This window comes from Flavivirga eckloniae (assembly GCF_002886045.1).
Classification (GTDB): Bacteria; Bacteroidota; Bacteroidia; order Flavobacteriales; family Flavobacteriaceae; genus Flavivirga; species Flavivirga eckloniae.
In genome coordinates, this window is record NZ_CP025791.1 from 3,102,434 (window position 1) to 3,120,263 (window position 17,830).

Here is a 17,830-nt window from a genome sequence, read left to right on the forward strand (position 1 = left end):
TTATTTGCCAGAAAGAGTTTTCTTTCCTGATTTGAAAGCTGTAACTTTGTAATATGGAGCTATCGTATTGGGAAATTAAAAGCTGGTTTACTCACATAGATTTTACTGTAGTAGGTAGCGGCATTGTTGGTTTGAGCTGTGCTTTATATTTAAAAGAACGTTTTCCTATAGCCAACATCCTGATATTGGAAAAAGGTATTTTACCTCAGGGAGCAAGTACTAAAAACGCAGGGTTTTCTTGTTTTGGTAGCATAAGTGAAATTCTTGATGACTTAAGTTCGCATACCGAAAAGGAGGTTTTTGAACTTGTGAAAAAACGTGTTGACGGTCTGCAATTATTACGTCAAACTTTAGGCGATAAAGCCATGAACTATGAAGAACTTGGAGGCTATGAGCTGTTCACTAAACAAGACGATTTATTTGAACAATGTCTTCCAAAAATAGAACACATTAATCATTTACTTTATCCTATTTTTAAAGATTCTGTATTTAGTATAACTCCAAATAGCTTCAAGTTTCAGAATGTAAAAAACCAATATATTTTCAATCAATTTGAAGGGCAAATTGATACAGGTAAAATGATGGAATCTTTAATGGGTCTTGTACTAAAAAAAGGAATAAAAATTCTCAATGGTATTACTGTTAAAAGCTTCTCAGAAAGCATTAATAAAGTAAAAGTAAGAACTAATCGGTTCGAGTTTTCTACGTCTAAATTATTAATAGCTACCAATGGTTTTGCGCTGAATTTATTGGATGAGGATGTAAAACCGGCTCGAGCACAGGTATTGATTACGAAACCCATTAAAAACCTTCATATAAAGGGTACTTTTCACTTAAATAGAGGGTACTACTACTTTAGGAATATTGATGATAGAATATTGCTGGGTGGAGGTAGACATCTGGATTTTGAAGGAGAAGAAACCACCGAGTTTAACCAAACAAGTTTAATACAAAACAAATTAGAAACGCTTTTAAAAACAGTTATTTTACCTGAAACTGACTTTGAAATCGATCATAGATGGAGTGGTATTATGGGATTAGGAAGTCGGAAAAAGGCTATAGTAAAACAAGTATCTAACAATGTGTTTTGTGGTGTTCGTTTGGGAGGTATGGGAGTTGCTATTGGTAGTTTGGTTGGCAAAGAATTGGCAGATTTAACAGAGGTTTAATAACAAAAAACTATTGGAAACCCAGATTCACAGTTAATACAAACTAACTATTATAACAAAAAATTTTATCGGAAGTAAGCAGGGTTTATTGCCCCATGAAGATGTATTTTTGAGGTATAATTTTACTTTAGGTTTTTGATTAAAACCAGAGCCATATTCATATTACTAGAAATTTAAAAATTAATATACGTTGAGCCCCACGCCCCTTAGAAAGAACGTTTTTCTTTATAAAAAGTATAGAGACAATATTATAATTTTCTTAATAGCTCTCTTTGCATCAAATACAGCCATAGGCCAGGAAATGATTAACTTTAAGGCCTTTGGTTATACGCCTAAGACTATTCCAGATTCGATTTATCATCAACTAAAACGAGAGGTCGATATAGATAAAAGACTGGATTTGATTTATAATATTGGAATTACCCATGCCCATGCAGGAACATCAGATTCTATTGTCTTTTATGCCAAAAGAATGGATTCTGTTATGTCCCATACGAAACAAAAATTAAGCAATTATAATTTGCACCAAATTAAGGCCAAAAGGCTTCAAGGTGATGGCATGTACATGAATGGGCTATATGAAAATGCGCTTAAAGCTTATATTGAAGGTATTTCTATAGTTAAAAACCCTTTAAAACACCCCGAAGTAGAATGGTTGAAAATAGGTTTAGGAAAAGTCTATATACAAAAAAAGAATTATAAAAAGGCGAAAGAACTATTTCATGAATGCTTGAAATCTGCTGAAAGTGAGATAATCGCTCAGGCAAATTATTGTTTAGGTGTTTTAAATTTTAGGCAAAACAATATTACTACTGCTGCTGTTTTTTTAGATAAAGCTCTGGCTCATTCGGGAAAGTCCCTAAAGCTAATTTTAAAAGTAGAATTATATAAAGGATTCATTGCATGGGAAGAAGAAAATAATGATGAAGCTTTCGACATTTTCGAGAGCATTATGGAGCGTAGTTTAGAGCATGACCATTATGACATTTATACAGAAGCAGTGCTGAGTTTTGGGAGAATTTATATTCAATTGGAGCGGTATGATGACGCTGAAATGATACTTACTATTGCGTATACTAATGCGATACAATGGAATCGACTAGAGCTTCAAAGAAGGGTTATTAATGGTTTAAGGCGTGTTTATTCTGTTAAAGGTGATTATAAAAATGCATATAACCTAATGACGCAATATTTGGGTATTTCCAATATGATTTTAAAAGAACAGAACAATATCGTTGTTAAAGATCTGGAGTACAAATACCAAACGTTACAGAAAGAAAAGGAGATATTCGAACTTAAAGAAATACAATTAGTTAAGCAAGCAGAAATTAATCGAGAGAAAACGATCAGACAAGCATTTTTATATGGTTTTTTAATTCTTTTAATACCTATTTTGGCATTGCTTTATGTGTACTATCAAAAATTACAGACTCAAAACCAATTAAACATAAACCAAAAAGAATTAAATAACCGTAAAATAGTATCTCTTTTAAATGAGCAGGAACTAAAACTGGCAAGAACTTCCTTGGATGCGCAACAAGAAGAAAGAACAAGGATAGCTCAGGAATTGCATGACAGTATTGGAGGTAATTTAGCCGGAATCAAATTACGAATGTCTAACAAGGGACGTTTAAATGAAGAAGAGCAAGGTATCATCCTTCAGGTAGATGAAACTTACAAGCTGGTTCGTAGTATTTCACATGATCTAACCCCAAGTAAATTTCATAAAAATGCATTTACTACACTTATTCGCGAATATGTTGAGAGTATAAAACAAATTGTAGATTTTTCAATTAATTTTTTGACACATCCCGAAGAAAAAATAGATAATTTGTCAGAAACTATTAAAGTGCAAATTTATCAGATTATTCAGGAGTTATTTACCAACACGATAAAACATGCTAATGCCAAAAATATTGACTTGCATCTTACTATTTATGAAAAGACATTTCAGCTATTGTTTGAAGATGATGGTAAAGGTTTTAATGTGGCGCAAATACAAGATGGTATAGGGCTTTCCAATATGAGAAATAGGGCAGCACAGCTTAAAGGTGAGCTTGTTATAGATAGTGCTATTAGTAGAGGAACAGTATTTACTATTGAAATCCCCTTGGAAGAAGATTTGTAACTGTTTTAGTTGGTAAATAATTAGTAGGTTTATTGCTGTTTTTAAGTAGAAGTCTTAAAAAGTAAGTTGTTTAAATTAATGAGACGTTTTTTTAAATTTATATTTAAGGTCATATTATGGTTCCTTATAGTATCTATAGGCTTTGTTTTTTTATATAAGTGGGTTCCGGTTCCGGTTACTCCGCTTATGGTGGTACGGTATTTTGAAAAATCAGATACTACAAAAAATAAAATATGGAAACATGATTGGGTTTCGATTGACCATATTTCTAAAAACCTGCAATTAGCTGTTATTTGTAGTGAAGATCAAAATTTTTTGGATCACAATGGTTTTGATATAAAGGCCATTGAAAAAGCTTATAAAAACAATAAAAAAGGTAAAAAATTAAAAGGGGCTAGTACTATAAGCCAGCAAACAGCAAAGAATGTTTTTTTGTGGCCACAACGAAGTTGGTTTCGTAAAGGATTGGAAGCTTATTTTACTTTTTTAATTGAACAAACATGGTCTAAAGAGCGTATTATGGAAGTCTATTTAAACAGTATAGAAATGGGCAATGGTATTTACGGAGCAGAGGAGGCATCTCAATATTGGTTTAAAAAATCCGCTGGCAAATTATCGAAACTGGAAGCTGCCGCTATTGCCGCTATTTTGCCTAACCCAAGGGCGTATAAGGCAAATCCTGTATCTAGTTATATTCAAGCCAGAAAGGTTTGGATTATAAAACAAATGGGTTATTTTGGATCGTTAGATTATACAAAGGATGATGGAAAGCTTAAAAATTAAGGAAGACCTCTATTCTCAATGCTTAAATGCCGTGAATAATAGATTTGAAACCATACAGAATACTATAAACGAAATTCAGGTTTCATTAACTTCAGAGACGAAAAGTAGTGCGGGCGATAAACATGAAACGGGACGTGCTATGTTACAGTTAGAGCGTGAAAAGGTAGGAAATCAGTTAGCAGAAGTTCAAAAAGTTAAAGAAACTCTATCTAAGATAGATGTATTCAAAACGTTGGAGGTAGTAGGTTTGGGCAGTGTTGTTTATACCGTACAAGCTAATTATTTTATTGCTGTTAGTGTTGGTAAATTAATAGTTGATGATGTTACTTTTTATGCAATTTCGCCTAATACACCTATTGGAAAGTTGCTTATTGGCAAGGGGGTTGGTGAGGAGGTAGGGTTTAGAGAGCAGAAATTTATAATAGATCAAATTATTTAAAAAAGTAAATTGTGTGTTTATGTGTTAGATAATGTCTAAGACATTGGCAATATTTCTATTACTTTACCATAAACATTTTTAGTCCATCCGTTAATCCTTCCGTGATTATTACCAATTAATAAGCCACGTTTGTTGTTTTTTCCTTTTACAAGATGTGTAAAACAATTTCCTCTAACCTTACAATAAACAATATCTCCTGTTTCACAATCTTCCCAATGTATAGGTTTGATTTTTACAGGTTGTTTAGATTTTAGCAGAGGCAATATAGAATTACCGGGTTCTTTTGAAATAATGGTTTCACCATTTTGAAGTTTTTGAATTTTCCAATTCATAATATTAAATTTTAAAAGTTATATAAGCCACTATTGACTTATATATCCTTCAAAATTTCTTAAAAGAACCTTTCAATGAACTGATGCAAAGATATCTTAATTTATTTAATGAAGTTTAAAAAGACATGCTCCCCATTTTTAAGGGCGGTATCATTTTCAAAAAATACGGTTTCTCCGTTTAAATCGGTTTCAATTAAATAATAATGCCCTTTGTAATAAGATTGTTTTACTAAGGCTTTTAAATCTGATTTGTTGGTTAGTTTTAATTGATGCGCATATATAATGCCACGAGGTTTAATGTTATTGTATTCACCAAAAAAGGAAGCTATCAATTTGTTCCCCGGATTGTTGTATAAATACTCAGGCGTGTCATTGGCTATAATTTTAGCGTCGTGTAACACAATCATAGTATCGGAATACGATAGTACATCATCTTTATCATGCGTTGCAACAATACAGGTAATATTCTTTTCTTTTAGGTATTTAAATAAGCTTCTGCGTAGGGATCGTTTTTTAAAATTATCGATATGACTAAAAGGTTCGTCTAGTAAAAGAATTTCAGGTTGTTTGGCAATAGCTCTGGCTAAGGCAACACGTTGTTTTTGTCCGCCACTTAATTCTTTAACTTTTGTTTTTGCCAAAGGTTTTAACTCAACGACATCCAGTAACTCGCTAATACGTGCTTGTTTTTCTTCTGGATAGAAATTAGATAGGAATGCACCAATATTTTCTGAAACGCTAATAAAAGGCATTAAATCGAATTCTTGAGCGACGTACTTCATGAATTCCGGGCCGATAATTAAATTACGTTTAGGTCCAGAAATTTCGGAATCTTTCCAAAAAATCTGCCCTTTGTCCAGATCGTAAGTGCCATAAAGCAGTTTTAGGAGGGTACTTTTACCAGAACCACTTTCGCCTATAATAGATAAGTGTTCACCTGCTTTGACATTGAAACTAATGTCGTTTAGAACGGCTTGTTTTTTATAGCGAAACGATATATTTTTTACTTGAAGCATAACCTTTACAAGAATGCAAAAATAACATAAAATTTATGTCTTATTGAACATTTTATTTAATGGTATAGCTTATGCTTGGAGAAGACTTTATTTAAAATTTACAAGGAAATATTTTTTTCGTATTATATTCCCCTTCATCAAATGAACTTATTTTCCATTTATTATCAACTTTTTCTTCAGTAACCCCTGCTTTTGCTGTTAAATTTTCATTGGACTTGAATATCTTAATACTTTCGACTTTGTATTCATCTACACGGTTAATGATATATATTCTTTAAAATCTTTTTTGTTTTCTTCTTCTAGTTCTAATACGTCAAAAACCGTATTGAAAAATGAATTTGCTATTCTTTCTTGATAAGATAAGGTGTTGCCAATAAAAGCGTGTTTATAATAAAAGGAGTCAAAATGGGTAAAGACATCCATATTAATTCCTGCTAGCGAATTTATCAAGTTTTTTATTTTGCTCTTTTCAAATTCTTCATTTTTCCTATTAGGAAAAATAAAACCAACTATTTTATCATAGCCGATTTATGGAGGTTTAGATTTTGTTTTGATACGTTTTTCTAGTAAGAAAATAAAAAACACCTACTCTAATTGTAGACACCTTGTATAAAAGCGTAAAGCCTGCTTTTTCAATACCTCTTATAGATGCTGCGTTTTCAGGAGATACAAGTATAAATATCTTATTCACTTTTTGAAACATTTCCTTTGCAACTTTTTGAAGCATAAATGGGTAAATGGATAAGCCTCTATAGTTTTTATAGGTAAAACAATCGCCAATAACTAGCGAATTATATTCATTTATACTTTTCATAAAATGAACCTTTTCAAAAGTATTACTGGTATAAACTATATCTTGATTTATTAAGAGTTGATGTTTGGTTTTTTTTTTCTTTGAATTGTAATTATTGGTAATTAAGGATTCTTCTATATTAAAACCGATTTTTAAGGATGGTAATTCTTCATTTTTGTTTAGAACATAAACCAACTGTTCAATTCTTTTAGGGATCAATTTTTTTAATAAATTCATTTTAGAAACTTTAAAATTTTTGATATGAATTTTTTATGCCGCTTTAGGGAGGGTAATAATTTATTGTAAAACCAGAAAAGAGGTTTGTTATGAATCCAATATCTTTCTCCAATAAACTTTACATGCCTACCACCAAACCCTTCTTTAAACCTGGTTACGCCTAGACTCCCTCCAACTGAAATATCATAAAAGTTATATCTTTTTTCAATGGATATTTTCAACATTTGAAAGTGTAAGAAATGCCCAACTTTGAGATCTGTTTCTTCTCGTAAAGTACCACCAGATATATAGGTAAAACGTTTACCAGTATGAAAAACTATCAAAGCTCCTTTTAATTCATCATTATGTTTACAAACTGGAATGATGCAACTACCCGATTTAATCATGTTTATAAGGGTTTCCTTAAAATCTTCCCATGATCTCACAGAGTAACCCCTATTTTTACCATTTAATTCTATTAATTTATAGGCTTCATTGATTTCGTCCTCTGTTTTTGCAAAATGCAGGCTTAAATTATTTTTTAATGCCTTTTTAACATTTCTCTTGGTGTTATTACTAAACTGCTTAAACAAGGCCTCTTCTGGTGAAACCTCACTACTATAGTCTATTTTAACTTCTCTAAATCCGTTAATTGATGTGACTGATTTGACCATATTACCCTTGTATGATCCATTTATAGTAGCCTTATCAAGTTCCGTATTAATGCAGAATGGAGCAATATTTTTATTTTCTTGTGCCAAAATCGGAAAATTAATAGAGCTGCAAATAGGACGATACTTTTTAGCTTGCGCCTTGATTTTTTCTACTACTTCATTAAATATTTCTTCGTGACCCTCTTTTATTATTGGTCCACATGCACAGGAACAAAATTTAAAAAACAGTATTTTGCTAATTACCATACCAGCTCCACCAATTAATTCACCTTTATCATTTTTTACAATCAATAAATCAATCATAAATCCATAGTTGGAATAAGATTTTAGCCAATGGCTTAATTGCGAATAATGCCCCCTTTTTGTGGAACTTAAAAACTCGTCCCATAAACGAAAATCTTCTTCCGAATTTGTCCAGTAAAACTTATACATATTGAATATATCTTATAGGAACATTTAAATTATTTACTTGAATTTTTTGTTTTTCATTATCCCAGTAAAATTTCAAGTCTGTAATTTCCTTTGAAAAATTAATTAGCTCACTAATTGTAGGGTTCCAAACATCGTTTGACTCTATTTTCTCTTTTAAATATTTGAAATTGCTCTGATTCTTTGGAGAAATCTCTCCTTCTTGAAACAATTTTCCTTTTTGATGTGCCAGTGGTGAAGCAAAATAACAATGTGCGATAATTGCTCCAGATTCTTTGATTAAAAGATCAATATTTCTTGGTGAAAATGTGTCCTCAAAATTTGTTACTTCAACTGTTTGAAATAGATGAAAAGTCTTTCCTTCAATAATAGCTTCAAATACAAAAGGAGAGTGAGTAGCGTATTTAAATGCTTTCTTACGATCAAAGATTATTGATCGAATCATAAAATTGATAACGTAACTAATATTTATTAATAGAGTGACTATTTTCTTGGTTGTTTTTTTGCTTATGACTTGCTTTGCCAATTGAGCAATTTTTCGATATTTTAAGAGCATATCTTCACGTCCACAAAAGAATAGTTGAGTTCGTGTTATCAATTTTAAATTGAACCCATTAAATTTTATCACCCTTCCTAGCGAAAAGTGACTTGGGTTAAGTTGATTGATTATTCCATTCATCGCAGTACCAGAATCCAGATAAGTCCATAAGTTTTGAATACCTTTTCGCTCCATAATATTAGCCCATTGCGAGTCTGTTAAGCCCGTTTCTTGTCTTTTTGTAAAGTTATATACCTGATATCCATGATCGACATAGGTTCGAACAGTTAATTCTGGAGGCGGAGTAAAGTCTTTAAATTCTTGTATTGAGTCTTGTTTTTCTCTTAATGATTGACTGAGAGCGTGATAAAATAATTCATGTCCATTTTGATCAAACCTTTTAATCAATTCACTATCTCGCTCATACGAGCTATTCTCTTTTCTTTTTGAGAAGTGATTTAAAAAGAATCCTTTTGATACTGTTACACCATTTTCTTTAAAAAAATGTAGTTGTTTATTTAATTTATCATTGTCATCAAAGTCGCAATGATCGGTGAAACAAATAATAGGTTTAAAAGGAATTTTTGATCTGCTAAATTCTGGTACCTCCCCTTTTGTAAAAAGTAACTCAAGATCAAAGTTTTCGGTATTAAATAGTGTATTAAAAACTCTCCCTCCTGTTTTATTGTACTGAAAAAAGGGTGTTAATGTTGGAGATCTTAAAAGCCACTCTATAGTATAGGAATCTTTTATCACCCAAGCACCTATGTTTCTTGAGCTAATTACATGGGTGCCGTCATCAAGCACAATGATTTTTGGACTATGATAATTTATACTGATTTCTCTCTTTTTAATTTTTTCCCAAGTGTACTGAGGACTTCTATATTGGGCAATAGGGCTAGAGAATTTTAGTATTACCGAAATCTCTTCAACTTGTTGCCCTTTTTTTATTTCATTTAATTTTAAAGAAAATGAGTTTGAAGACTTATTTGTTACAAGATTATAATATTTTTTTAGTGTTGGAGTTTTAAAATATATCTTATCAATCATATCTTCTTCAATGTAATACAGCGTTTTGTCTATGCGTTATTGCCTGAAAATCCGCAGCAATAAATTATACATTTTGTGCCTGTTGGACGAGACCAATATATTGATAAATTAATTGTCTTTAGTTATGAAAGGCAAAAAAGAATATCAAGAGAAATTATTTGCTCAATCCCAACAGAATGGGTGTGTATTTGAGCATAACTTTTATCGAAGAGCAAAAATAGGATGAAAAATCTCTTTAGTCATTATTGAAGTCTTGTTTGTAGGTTTGTGAGAGGTTTTAAAAAGGTCTCGACTGCAGTCGACCAGACATTACATTATTTTACACTTGATATTTTTTGATCACAGGGCAAGTTTTTATTCTAAAGTAGCTTTAAAATCACCTGTTATTTCAATGCCTCCTTCACAGTCTGACTCGCAAATGCCTTTAAAGTAGAATTGACCAAACATCATCTCACCTTTTTGTTTAGGAATCGATTTAATCGTTAATTCCTGTTTAAGCCTCTTGATTTTCGGTTCAATTAGAGGTCCGGACATATTATATTCGAATTCTGATGAGAATTGATTGTCTATTATCTTTATGGTTAAATTTTGGCTATAAGCTGGATTGGTTTCAAATATATTTAACTCAAGAGTGTCTGCATTTATTTGTTTTAATTCTACAAATCGCATTAACCTTAAGCTATCTTTATTTACAATCGCGTTGGATTTTACGATATATTTGGTTGAGTCAGGAACATTGTCATATCCAGATTCTGTTTTTAAGGTCAAGGGGTTGAGGATGAATTCTGTTGAATTAAATAGATAGCTATTTAATTCGTTGTTAAAAGTAATTTTGTCAAATTCTGATTTGTCATTTTTAATTCCACAAGACCCCAGAATTAAACAAAATAATATTACTGGTGCTTTTTTCAAACCAGAGTTACTTTTTCAGTTTTAGTATCAAAGATTAAAAGTCCTTCTTTATCGCTTCCCAATTGTTCTAAAAGTTTACCTTCTTTATTCCAAACGGCGCTTTGCCCTGAGCTTAGAAAATCATGACAAAACCCAATACTGTTCGACATAACAACCGGCATTGAAAATGCTTTAGCGATTTTTGGATAATGTATCAATGCTTTTTCAATGCCGTTTTGAGATTTGGCTACGCTAGCCAGATAAAATTCCGCACCCAAGTTTCTGGCATTCTGTGAATGTTCTTTTAATAAAGACTCGTAACAAATTGCAGGTGCGAGGTTCTTATTTTCTACTGTCAAAATCATTTGCTCGGTGCCTTCTCCAAAAAAGGGCAGTTCGTCTGAATGTAGTTTTTGTTTTGAATAGATCTTTCGAATTTGATTGGGCTGAAAAATGATCATACTGATTAGGTTTTCAGGTATTGATTTAGTAGGTACACCGAGTCCGATTGAGATGTTGTTTAGATTACTCATGTTTTGAAACACGTCTAATCTAGTATCACTTTTGTCTATTGCCAATGCCTTGGCGAGTTCAGGTTCGTAACCTGTTAATGACAATTCGGGAAAAATGATAATGTTAGCGTTTTCGGAAACGGCAATTTCAATCCAACTTTTGTGGCTTTTAATATTCTCTTGAATATTTCCTTTATCTGGTTTTATTTGTGCGACACATATTTTCATAACATTTCCAAAAAAAAGGTTTTAATACGATTTATGCATCATTGGTAGTGGCTTTTATCATTTTTTTTATAAGCATGACCTGGCCAAGATGATAGTAGGTATGTTCAATCATTACATCTATATTTCTATGGTAATTTCCATATTTTTCGTCAACAAAGGGTTCAAATAATTGTTCTTTAGTCATATTCTCTACAAGACTGATAAATTTTTCAGAATCAGTACAAAACTTGTTTACTAAATTTCTCCAATCTTCATGAGATTCAATTGGAGGGTAATCAAAGCTGTATTTATCTCTAATATCAAGCGAACCACCTTCCAGTACATTTGTTACGCCTGCGATGTAATATGAGACATGAAATGTTAAGTCGGCAATTGAATTTAGTGAATCTACTTCTTGAATGGCTTCTTTCCAGTCTAAGTCAAAAATTTGTTCTTTAAAATTTGTTCCAGAGACCCATTTCCCTTCGGTTAGTACTTCTTTTAAGCGGCTTATCAATAACTCAGTTAATTCCATTTTTATGTTATAATTTTATTAGTGAAACTCTATTTTGAATAGTTGCGAAGCAAAGCATTCAAAATAGCAAGAAGAACTAATCCCGCTTCTTGTGCTGAACTCGTTTCAGTATCCAGCGGGATCTTAGGTCTAATACCTCGAAGCTAGCTTCGGAATTTATAAATAATATTTTCAATTGAATGCCTCGTGCGCTTGCCCCGAGGATCATTTACTTAAATAACATTAATTGCTAACAGTGGTTAGCAAATGCACACGCTTAAAAACCTGAGATAGCAGCTCCTTGAACGATTATCTTAACAGTACCCATGTAAAGGACTAGGATTACTACTGGCATAATCCCAGACGTCATTATTGCTTTTTAAGCAATTTGAGATACTAGAAATAGGCAATTAAATGTTGGAATAACATAAACCAGAGTACTATAAATTTTGTTATAAATACAAATGGTTTTATATAACCGTTAGTTACGAGTTTTAAGTTATCCTAACCTTTTACCTTTTCTTTAGTTTTATAAGGAAGCACTTCAAAGCCCATATTGTATAAAGTAAATCCAAAAATATCTGCATATTGTTCAATGGTTTTGCTTACTGGTGTTCCGGCACCATGACCAGCATCTGTTTCTATACGTATAAGGGTAGGGTTATTTCCGGTTTGCTTGCTTTGTAACTCAGCCGCAAACTTAAAACTATGTGCTGGTACCACACGATCGTCATGATCTCCTGTTGTTATTAATGTAGCAGGATATTCTACACCAGGTTTTACATTATGTACTGGAGAATATGCTTTTAAGTACTCGAACATTTCTTTGCTTTGTTCGGCTGTTCCATAATCGTAAGCCCATCCTGCTCCCGCTGTAAATGTGTGATATCGAAGCATATCCAGTACGCCTACTGCTGGTAAAGCTACCTTAGCTAAATCCGGACGCTGGGTCATGGTTGCACCAACTAACAACCCTCCATTAGAACCTCCTCTAATGGCTAAATAATCTGATGACGTATATTTATTTTCAATTAGGTATTCACCTGCAGAAATAAAATCGTCAAATACATTTTGTTTTTGCAGCTTGGTTCCGGCATCATGCCAGTCTTTGCCATATTCACCACCTCCGCGAAGGTTAGGAACCGCTAAAATACCTCCCTGCTCCATCCAAACCGAGTTAGCGATACTAAACGACGGATTTAAGCTAATGTTAAACCCTCCATAGCCATACAATATGGTTGGGTTTTTACCATGTAATTCTAGGCCTTTTTTATGCGTAATTATCATAGGAACCTTGGTGCCATCTTTTGACGTATAAAAAACCTGATTACTTTCATAATCATCGCTATTAAATTCTATAGCAGGTTTCCAGTACAATTCAGATTCACCGGTTTCAAAATTTAATTTATAAATGCTGGTAGGTGTTTTGTAGTTTGTAAAGGAATAATAACCTGTTTTTTCTTCTTTTTTAGAACGAGAGCTGTTTACATTTCCAACACCAGGCAATTTAATATCTCTGATGAGTTTACCGTTATAATCGTATTGCTTAACTTTTGAGATCGCATCAATCATATATTCAGCGAAAAAGTAACCTCCACCTGTTGTTGGGTTTAAAACATGCTCTGTTTCAGGAATAAAGTCTACCCAATTCTCTGGAGTAGGGTTGGCCATGTCTACAGTAACTATTTTTTTATTAGGTGCATTAAGGTTTGTAACTAAAAATAGTTTGCTACCTTCATTCTCGATAAGGTATGTATCACTATCTGTATGGTCTAAAACCGTGATTAATTCACTATCAGGTTTAGAAAGGTCTTTTATATACAACTTGTTTCCAGAGGTTGAAACTCTAGGTGTAATAATTAAATAGTTATCATCTTCGGTAACATTAGCGTAGATATAGCGATGTTTTTCTTCTGGAGTTCCTCCATAAATTAAAGCATCTTCTTTTTGGGATGTCCCTAATTTATGATAATATACTTTGTGCTGATCTGTTTTTGCAGATAGTTCACTACCTTCCGGTTTGTCATAACTGGAATAGTAAAAACCTTCATTTTTATACCACGATATTTGGGTGAATTTTACATCTATTAAAGTATCTTCTATTATTTCCCTGGTTTCGGTATTCATTATCAGGATTTTTCTCCAGTCGCTACCACCTTCAGAAATAGAATAGGCTAAGATACCGCCGTCTTTTGAAAAGCTTGTACTGCCTAAAGAGGTTGTGCCATCTTTAGAGAACGAATTGGGGTCTAAAAAGACTTCCGGTTCTCCATTATCTTTAGTTCTGTATATAACATATTGGTTTTGTAAACCATCATTTTTATAAAAGTATGTATAATCACTCTCTACAAACGGAGCGCTTATTTTTTCGTAATTCCATAAACTGGAAAGACGTTCTTTAAGTTCTTCTCTAAATGGGATTTTATCCAAAAAGCTATAAGTTGAATTGTTTTGAGCTTTTACCCAGGCTTCAGTGTCTTCACTTCGATCATCTTCCAGCCAACGAAAGGGGTCCTTTACCTTAACACCAAAATAAGAACTCATGCTGTTTACGGTTTTTGTTTCAGGGTACTTCACGTCGGTATTTTTTTTACAAGAAATTAAAAGGATTAGAGATAAGAGGCTGACTATTAATTTTTTCATGATTGAGTGCGTTTAAAAGACCAAAAATAACAAAAAAAGCCTCTGTTAAAACAGAAGCTTTTAAATTATTCTTAAAAAAAATGCGATTACACTAAACTATTCTCAACCAAATACTCGGCTATCTGAATTGTATTCGTTGCGGCACCTTTACGTAAATTATCGGCAACTATCCACATATTTAATGTATTAGGTTGTGTTTCGTCTCTACGAATTCTACCTACAAATACTTCATCCTTGTCATGCGCATAAATAGGCATAGGATATGTGTTGGTATCTGTATTATCTTGTACAACAACACCAGGCGTTTCATGAAGCATTTTACGAACATTTGCTAAATCAAAGTCGTTTTCGAATTCTACGTTTACAGATTCCGAATGCCCGCCAGCAGTAGGAATACGAACGGCTGTAGCGGTTACAGAAAATGTTTTGTCGTTAAATATTTTTTGTGGCTCTCTGGCTAATTTCATTTCCTCTTTGGTATATCCATTTTCCATAAACACATCACAATGCGGTAATGCATTTCTTCCAATAGGATACGGATAAGCCATTTCGCCATCTATTCCTGCTATTTCATTTTCTAATTGTTTCACAGCTTTTACACCTGTACCAGAAACAGACTGGTAGGTAGAAACAATAACACGTTTCATTTTATATGCTTTATGCAACGGCGCTAATGCCATTACCATCTGTATGGTAGAGCAGTTAGGGTTTGCTATAATTTTATCTTCTTTGGTGAGCTCGCTAGCGTTTATTTCTGGAACAACTAGTTTTTTGGTAGGATCCATTCTCCAAGCCGAAGAGTTATCTACAACCGTGGTGCCAGCTTCTGCAAATATAGGAGCCCATTCTATGGAAGTATCTCCACCTGCAGAAAAGATAGCGATTTGAGGTTTTGCTGCTACAGCATCTGCTAAACCAATTACAGTGTATTCTTTGTCTTTAAAAGTTAATTTTTTTCCAACCGAACGTTCGGATGCAACAAGCAATAACTCTGTAACGGGAAAATTACGTTCCTCTAACACTTTTAGCATGACTTCACCAACCATACCTGTGGCTCCAACAACAGCTACTTTCATTTTATATATATTTAATAAATTTCTTAGATCACAAAATTAAGTATTAATTCTATTTTAGAATCTAAAAAAAGACCTCATTTTCTGGAAATAAGGTCTTTTTAACAACAAAATAACACGATGTTATTTATTTAACAAGTTGTTATTTCTTTAATAAATCTCGTATTTCGGCGAGTAATTCTTCTTGAGATGGTCCAGCAGGAGCCTCTGGAGCAGGTTCTTCTTTTTTCTTCATTTTGTTTATGCCTTTAACCATCATAAACATGACGAATGCTACAATAATAAAGTCTATCACATTGGTCGCAAACTCCCCTGTTAATAATGCAACTTCTCCTTCAACAGCACCTTCGGCATTGGCAATCCCTTCTTTAATGATCCATTTTACATCTTTGAAGTCCGATTTGAAAATCAACCCAATCAATGGAGAAACTATACCCCCTGTAAACGAAGTCACTACTTGTTTGAAAGCAGCACCCATTACAAAACCGACGGCAATGTCAACCAGATTGCCCTTCATTGCAAATTCTTTGAATTCTTTAAGCATAATCTTTATAATTATTTGGTTAGTGAAATACTAAAATAGATAAAAAAATTAACATTTGTTAAATTTCTTATTTTATAAAGATTCGTTTAACTCGCTGAGAAACAGATGTGATGATTTCGTAGGAAATGGTGTTGGTGGTTTCAGCTAATTGCTCTGCGGTATTGTTTTGTCCAAATACAATAACTTCATCCCCTTCTTTACAATCAATATCTGTAATATTAACCATAATCATGTCCATACAAACATTACCAAGTATAGGAGCTTGTTGTCCCTTTATAGTTACAAAACCTTTTCCATTGCCATATTGCCTGCCAATACCGTCTGCATGACCAATGGGAAGTGTTGCTGTTTTTAAAGTAGAATTTGCTTTAAATGCTCTATTATAGCCAACAGATGCATCTTTTTCAATATGGTGTATTTGAGATATTATCGTTTTTAAAGTTGCAATTGGAATTAGGTTTTTGTTTTCCTCGTGGGAATTTCCAAATCCGTAAAGCCCAATACCAGCCCTAACCATATTAAAATGTGCTTCAGGATAATTTAATATGCCCGAAGTATTACACATATGAAGCATGGGTTGGTAAGTTAGTTTTTCGATTATCTTTTTAGAAATGGTATTAAAGCTTTCAATTTGATTTAAAGAAAATGCTTTTTCGTTTAAATCTTCGCTGGCGGCTAAATGAGAAAAGATAGAGGTTATTTTTACAGCCGTTGTGTTTCTTATTTCCGTAACAGCATGATCGATGTCGTTTTTACAGAAACCAAGTCGGTTTAAACCAGTATTTATCTTTATATGAATGGGGTAATCACTTTGCTTTTCTGCTAAGGCAATCTCAATAAACTCCTTTAAAACCTTAGTGTTGTATAAACTGGGCTCTAAGGCATATGTTATTAGTGTTTTAAAATTTACAGCTTGAGGGTGTAGTACTAAAATGGGTTTTGTAATGCCTGCTTTACGCAGAGCTACACCTTCGTTTGTATAGGCCACCGCGAAATAATCGGCACCGAGTTCTTGCAAGTAATTTGCTATTTCGCAAGAATCGCTTCCGTAACCAAAAGCCTTAACTACTGCTAAAAATTTAGTGCCATTTTGAAGTTTCGATTTTAGATACTCAAAATTATGCTTAAGTGCTTTTAAATCTATTTCAAGTACAGTTTCTTGCGCTTTAGGCATCTGCATCCGTGTCTTTAGGTTTAGGTGTCACTTCTTCGGCTTCATTTACATTCATATTTCTAACTTTATCACGCATCATGGCTTTGTAATAAGCCGCCCTGCTTAAAGGCTCGTATTCATCTACTTCGCCAAGAAGTACCAGATTGTCGCTTTTAGCTTTGCGATAGCTATATTGTGCCAAATTACCAGTTCTGGTGCAAACTGCATGTACTTTTGTAACATATTCTGCTGTTGCCATTAAAGAAGGCATGGGGCCAAAAGGATTACCTTTAAAGTCCATATCGAGCCCGGCAACAATAACCCGAACACCTTTGTTTGCTAAATCGTTACAAACACGTACAATTTCATCATCAAAAAACTGAGCCTCATCAATACCAATAACATCACAACCATCTGCTAAAATAGGAATGTTAGCTGCAGCAGGGACAGGGGTTGATCGAATTTCGTTGGCATCATGAGAGACTACCATTTCTTCATCGTAACGTACATCTACGGCTGGTTTAAAAATCTCTACTTTTTGTCTTGCAAATTGGGCGCGCTTAAGCCTGCGGATCAATTCTTCTGTTTTTCCAGAGAACATCGAGCCACAAATAACTTCAATCCATCCAAATTGTTCTTTATGATTTACCGTATTTTCAAGAAACATTTCGTAATTTTAACACTAAAACAAAGCTATTATTCATTTGTATAAAGGTGGCGTAAATT

Annotated in this window: 18 protein-coding genes; 4 read left to right on the top strand and 14 right to left on the bottom strand. The window is 33.1% G+C overall.

Going from position 1 to position 17,830, the window contains the following annotated elements:
* Positions 1–53 precede the first annotated feature (53 nt).
* The 4 genes from C1H87_RS12795 to C1H87_RS12810 all read left to right on the top strand — a co-directional run bounded on the left by C1H87_RS12795 (position 54) and on the right by C1H87_RS12810 (position 4,519).
* The gene (locus tag C1H87_RS12795; RefSeq protein ID WP_102756191.1) at positions 54–1,169 is read left to right on the top strand and encodes an NAD(P)/FAD-dependent oxidoreductase; all 1,116 of its coding nucleotides are present in this window, start codon (positions 54–56) and stop codon (positions 1,167–1,169) included.
* Positions 1,170–1,359: 190 nt separating this feature from the next.
* Entirely contained in the window at positions 1,360–3,297 is a 1,938-nt protein-coding gene (locus C1H87_RS12800) for a tetratricopeptide repeat-containing sensor histidine kinase (protein WP_158655219.1), read from the top strand.
* Between the two features lie 78 nt (positions 3,298–3,375).
* The gene (gene mtgA / locus C1H87_RS12805; RefSeq protein ID WP_102756193.1) at positions 3,376–4,080 is read left to right on the top strand and encodes a monofunctional biosynthetic peptidoglycan transglycosylase; all 705 of its coding nucleotides are present in this window, start codon (positions 3,376–3,378) and stop codon (positions 4,078–4,080) included.
* Between the two features lie 31 nt (positions 4,081–4,111).
* Positions 4,112–4,519, top strand: coding sequence for a 3-oxoacyl-ACP synthase (locus tag C1H87_RS12810; protein ID WP_394337938.1), 408 nt, complete (start codon positions 4,112–4,114; stop codon positions 4,517–4,519).
* A gap of 35 nt (positions 4,520–4,554) precedes the next feature.
* Here C1H87_RS12810 and C1H87_RS12815 read toward each other — a convergent pair whose 3' ends face one another.
* From C1H87_RS12815 to C1H87_RS12880, 14 genes are all read right to left on the bottom strand, one after another.
* Positions 4,555–4,851: a phage repressor protein gene (locus C1H87_RS12815; protein WP_102756195.1), complete on the bottom strand. Its 297-nt coding sequence runs from the start codon at positions 4,849–4,851 to the stop codon at positions 4,555–4,557.
* Positions 4,852–4,952: 101 nt separating this feature from the next.
* Positions 4,953–5,867 carry an ABC transporter ATP-binding protein gene (locus C1H87_RS12820; protein WP_102756196.1) on the bottom strand — a complete coding sequence of 305 codons (915 nt, stop codon included), beginning with the start codon at positions 5,865–5,867 and terminating at the stop codon, positions 4,953–4,955.
* 249 nt (positions 5,868–6,116) lie between these two features.
* A complete protein-coding gene (locus C1H87_RS12825; protein WP_102756197.1) occupies positions 6,117–6,317 on the bottom strand; it encodes a hypothetical protein in 201 nt (66 codons plus the stop codon).
* A gap of 88 nt (positions 6,318–6,405) precedes the next feature.
* Positions 6,406–6,897 (bottom strand): GNAT family N-acetyltransferase, encoded by a 492-nt coding sequence (locus C1H87_RS12830; RefSeq protein WP_102756198.1) that lies wholly within the window; start codon positions 6,895–6,897, stop codon positions 6,406–6,408.
* Entirely contained in the window at positions 6,894–7,982 is a 1,089-nt protein-coding gene (locus C1H87_RS12835) for a lipid II:glycine glycyltransferase FemX (protein WP_102756199.1), read from the bottom strand. The genes C1H87_RS12830 and C1H87_RS12835 overlap by 4 nt, the downstream gene beginning before the upstream one ends.
* A complete protein-coding gene (locus tag C1H87_RS12840; RefSeq protein WP_102756200.1) occupies positions 7,975–9,567 on the bottom strand; it encodes a hypothetical protein in 1,593 nt (530 codons plus the stop codon). The genes C1H87_RS12835 and C1H87_RS12840 overlap by 8 nt, the downstream gene beginning before the upstream one ends.
* A 354-nt stretch (positions 9,568–9,921) precedes the next feature.
* Positions 9,922–10,479 (bottom strand): hypothetical protein, encoded by a 558-nt coding sequence (locus tag C1H87_RS12845; protein ID WP_102756201.1) that lies wholly within the window; start codon positions 10,477–10,479, stop codon positions 9,922–9,924.
* On the bottom strand, positions 10,476–11,198 hold the full coding sequence (locus C1H87_RS12850; RefSeq protein WP_102756202.1) for a carbon-nitrogen hydrolase family protein: 723 nt from the start codon (positions 11,196–11,198) through the stop codon (positions 10,476–10,478). Before C1H87_RS12850 ends, C1H87_RS12845 begins: the two co-directional genes overlap by 4 nt.
* Before the next feature lie 31 nt (positions 11,199–11,229).
* Positions 11,230–11,694 (bottom strand): DUF1572 domain-containing protein, encoded by a 465-nt coding sequence (locus tag C1H87_RS12855; protein WP_233783121.1) that lies wholly within the window; start codon positions 11,692–11,694, stop codon positions 11,230–11,232.
* 501 nt (positions 11,695–12,195) lie between these two features.
* On the bottom strand, positions 12,196–14,334 hold the full coding sequence (locus tag C1H87_RS12860) for a prolyl oligopeptidase family serine peptidase (protein WP_102756204.1): 2,139 nt from the start codon (positions 14,332–14,334) through the stop codon (positions 12,196–12,198).
* 86 nt (positions 14,335–14,420) lie between these two features.
* Positions 14,421–15,410 (bottom strand): aspartate-semialdehyde dehydrogenase, encoded by a 990-nt coding sequence (locus tag C1H87_RS12865; RefSeq protein ID WP_102756205.1) that lies wholly within the window; start codon positions 15,408–15,410, stop codon positions 14,421–14,423.
* Positions 15,411–15,549: 139 nt separating this feature from the next.
* Positions 15,550–15,951, bottom strand: a complete 402-nt coding sequence (mscL, locus tag C1H87_RS12870) for a large-conductance mechanosensitive channel protein MscL (RefSeq protein WP_102756206.1) — start codon at positions 15,949–15,951, stop codon at positions 15,550–15,552.
* Positions 15,952–16,018: 67 nt separating this feature from the next.
* Positions 16,019–17,125, bottom strand: a complete 1,107-nt coding sequence (alr, locus tag C1H87_RS12875) for an alanine racemase (protein WP_102756207.1) — start codon at positions 17,123–17,125, stop codon at positions 16,019–16,021.
* Complete coding sequence (locus C1H87_RS12880) at positions 17,118–17,771, bottom strand: thymidine kinase (RefSeq protein WP_102756208.1); 654 nt, start codon at positions 17,769–17,771, stop codon at positions 17,118–17,120. Before C1H87_RS12880 ends, alr begins: the two co-directional genes overlap by 8 nt.
* Between the last annotated feature and the right edge of the window lie 59 nt (positions 17,772–17,830).

Coding starts and splice junctions, on each gene's coding strand:
- C1H87_RS12815 (WP_102756195.1), bottom strand. CDS start 4,851: ATGAATTGGAAAATTCAAAAACTTCAAAATGGTGAAACCATTATTTCA.
- C1H87_RS12820 (WP_102756196.1), bottom strand. CDS start 5,867: ATGCTTCAAGTAAAAAATATATCGTTTCGCTATAAAAAACAAGCCGTT.
- C1H87_RS12860 (WP_102756204.1), bottom strand. CDS start 14,334: ATGAAAAAATTAATAGTCAGCCTCTTATCTCTAATCCTTTTAATTTCT.
- C1H87_RS12880 (WP_102756208.1), bottom strand. CDS start 17,771: ATGTTTCTTGAAAATACGGTAAATCATAAAGAACAATTTGGATGGATT.
- alr (WP_102756207.1), bottom strand. CDS start 17,125: ATGCCTAAAGCGCAAGAAACTGTACTTGAAATAGATTTAAAAGCACTT.
- C1H87_RS12835 (WP_102756199.1), bottom strand. CDS start 7,982: ATGTATAAGTTTTACTGGACAAATTCGGAAGAAGATTTTCGTTTATGG.
- C1H87_RS12795 (WP_102756191.1), top strand. CDS start 54: ATGGAGCTATCGTATTGGGAAATTAAAAGCTGGTTTACTCACATAGAT.
- C1H87_RS12830 (WP_102756198.1), bottom strand. CDS start 6,897: ATGAATTTATTAAAAAAATTGATCCCTAAAAGAATTGAACAGTTGGTT.
- C1H87_RS12865 (WP_102756205.1), bottom strand. CDS start 15,410: ATGAAAGTAGCTGTTGTTGGAGCCACAGGTATGGTTGGTGAAGTCATG.
- C1H87_RS12850 (WP_102756202.1), bottom strand. CDS start 11,198: ATGAAAATATGTGTCGCACAAATAAAACCAGATAAAGGAAATATTCAA.
- C1H87_RS12840 (WP_102756200.1), bottom strand. CDS start 9,567: ATGATTGATAAGATATATTTTAAAACTCCAACACTAAAAAAATATTAT.
- mscL (WP_102756206.1), bottom strand. CDS start 15,951: ATGCTTAAAGAATTCAAAGAATTTGCAATGAAGGGCAATCTGGTTGAC.
- mtgA (WP_102756193.1), top strand. CDS start 3,376: ATGAGACGTTTTTTTAAATTTATATTTAAGGTCATATTATGGTTCCTT.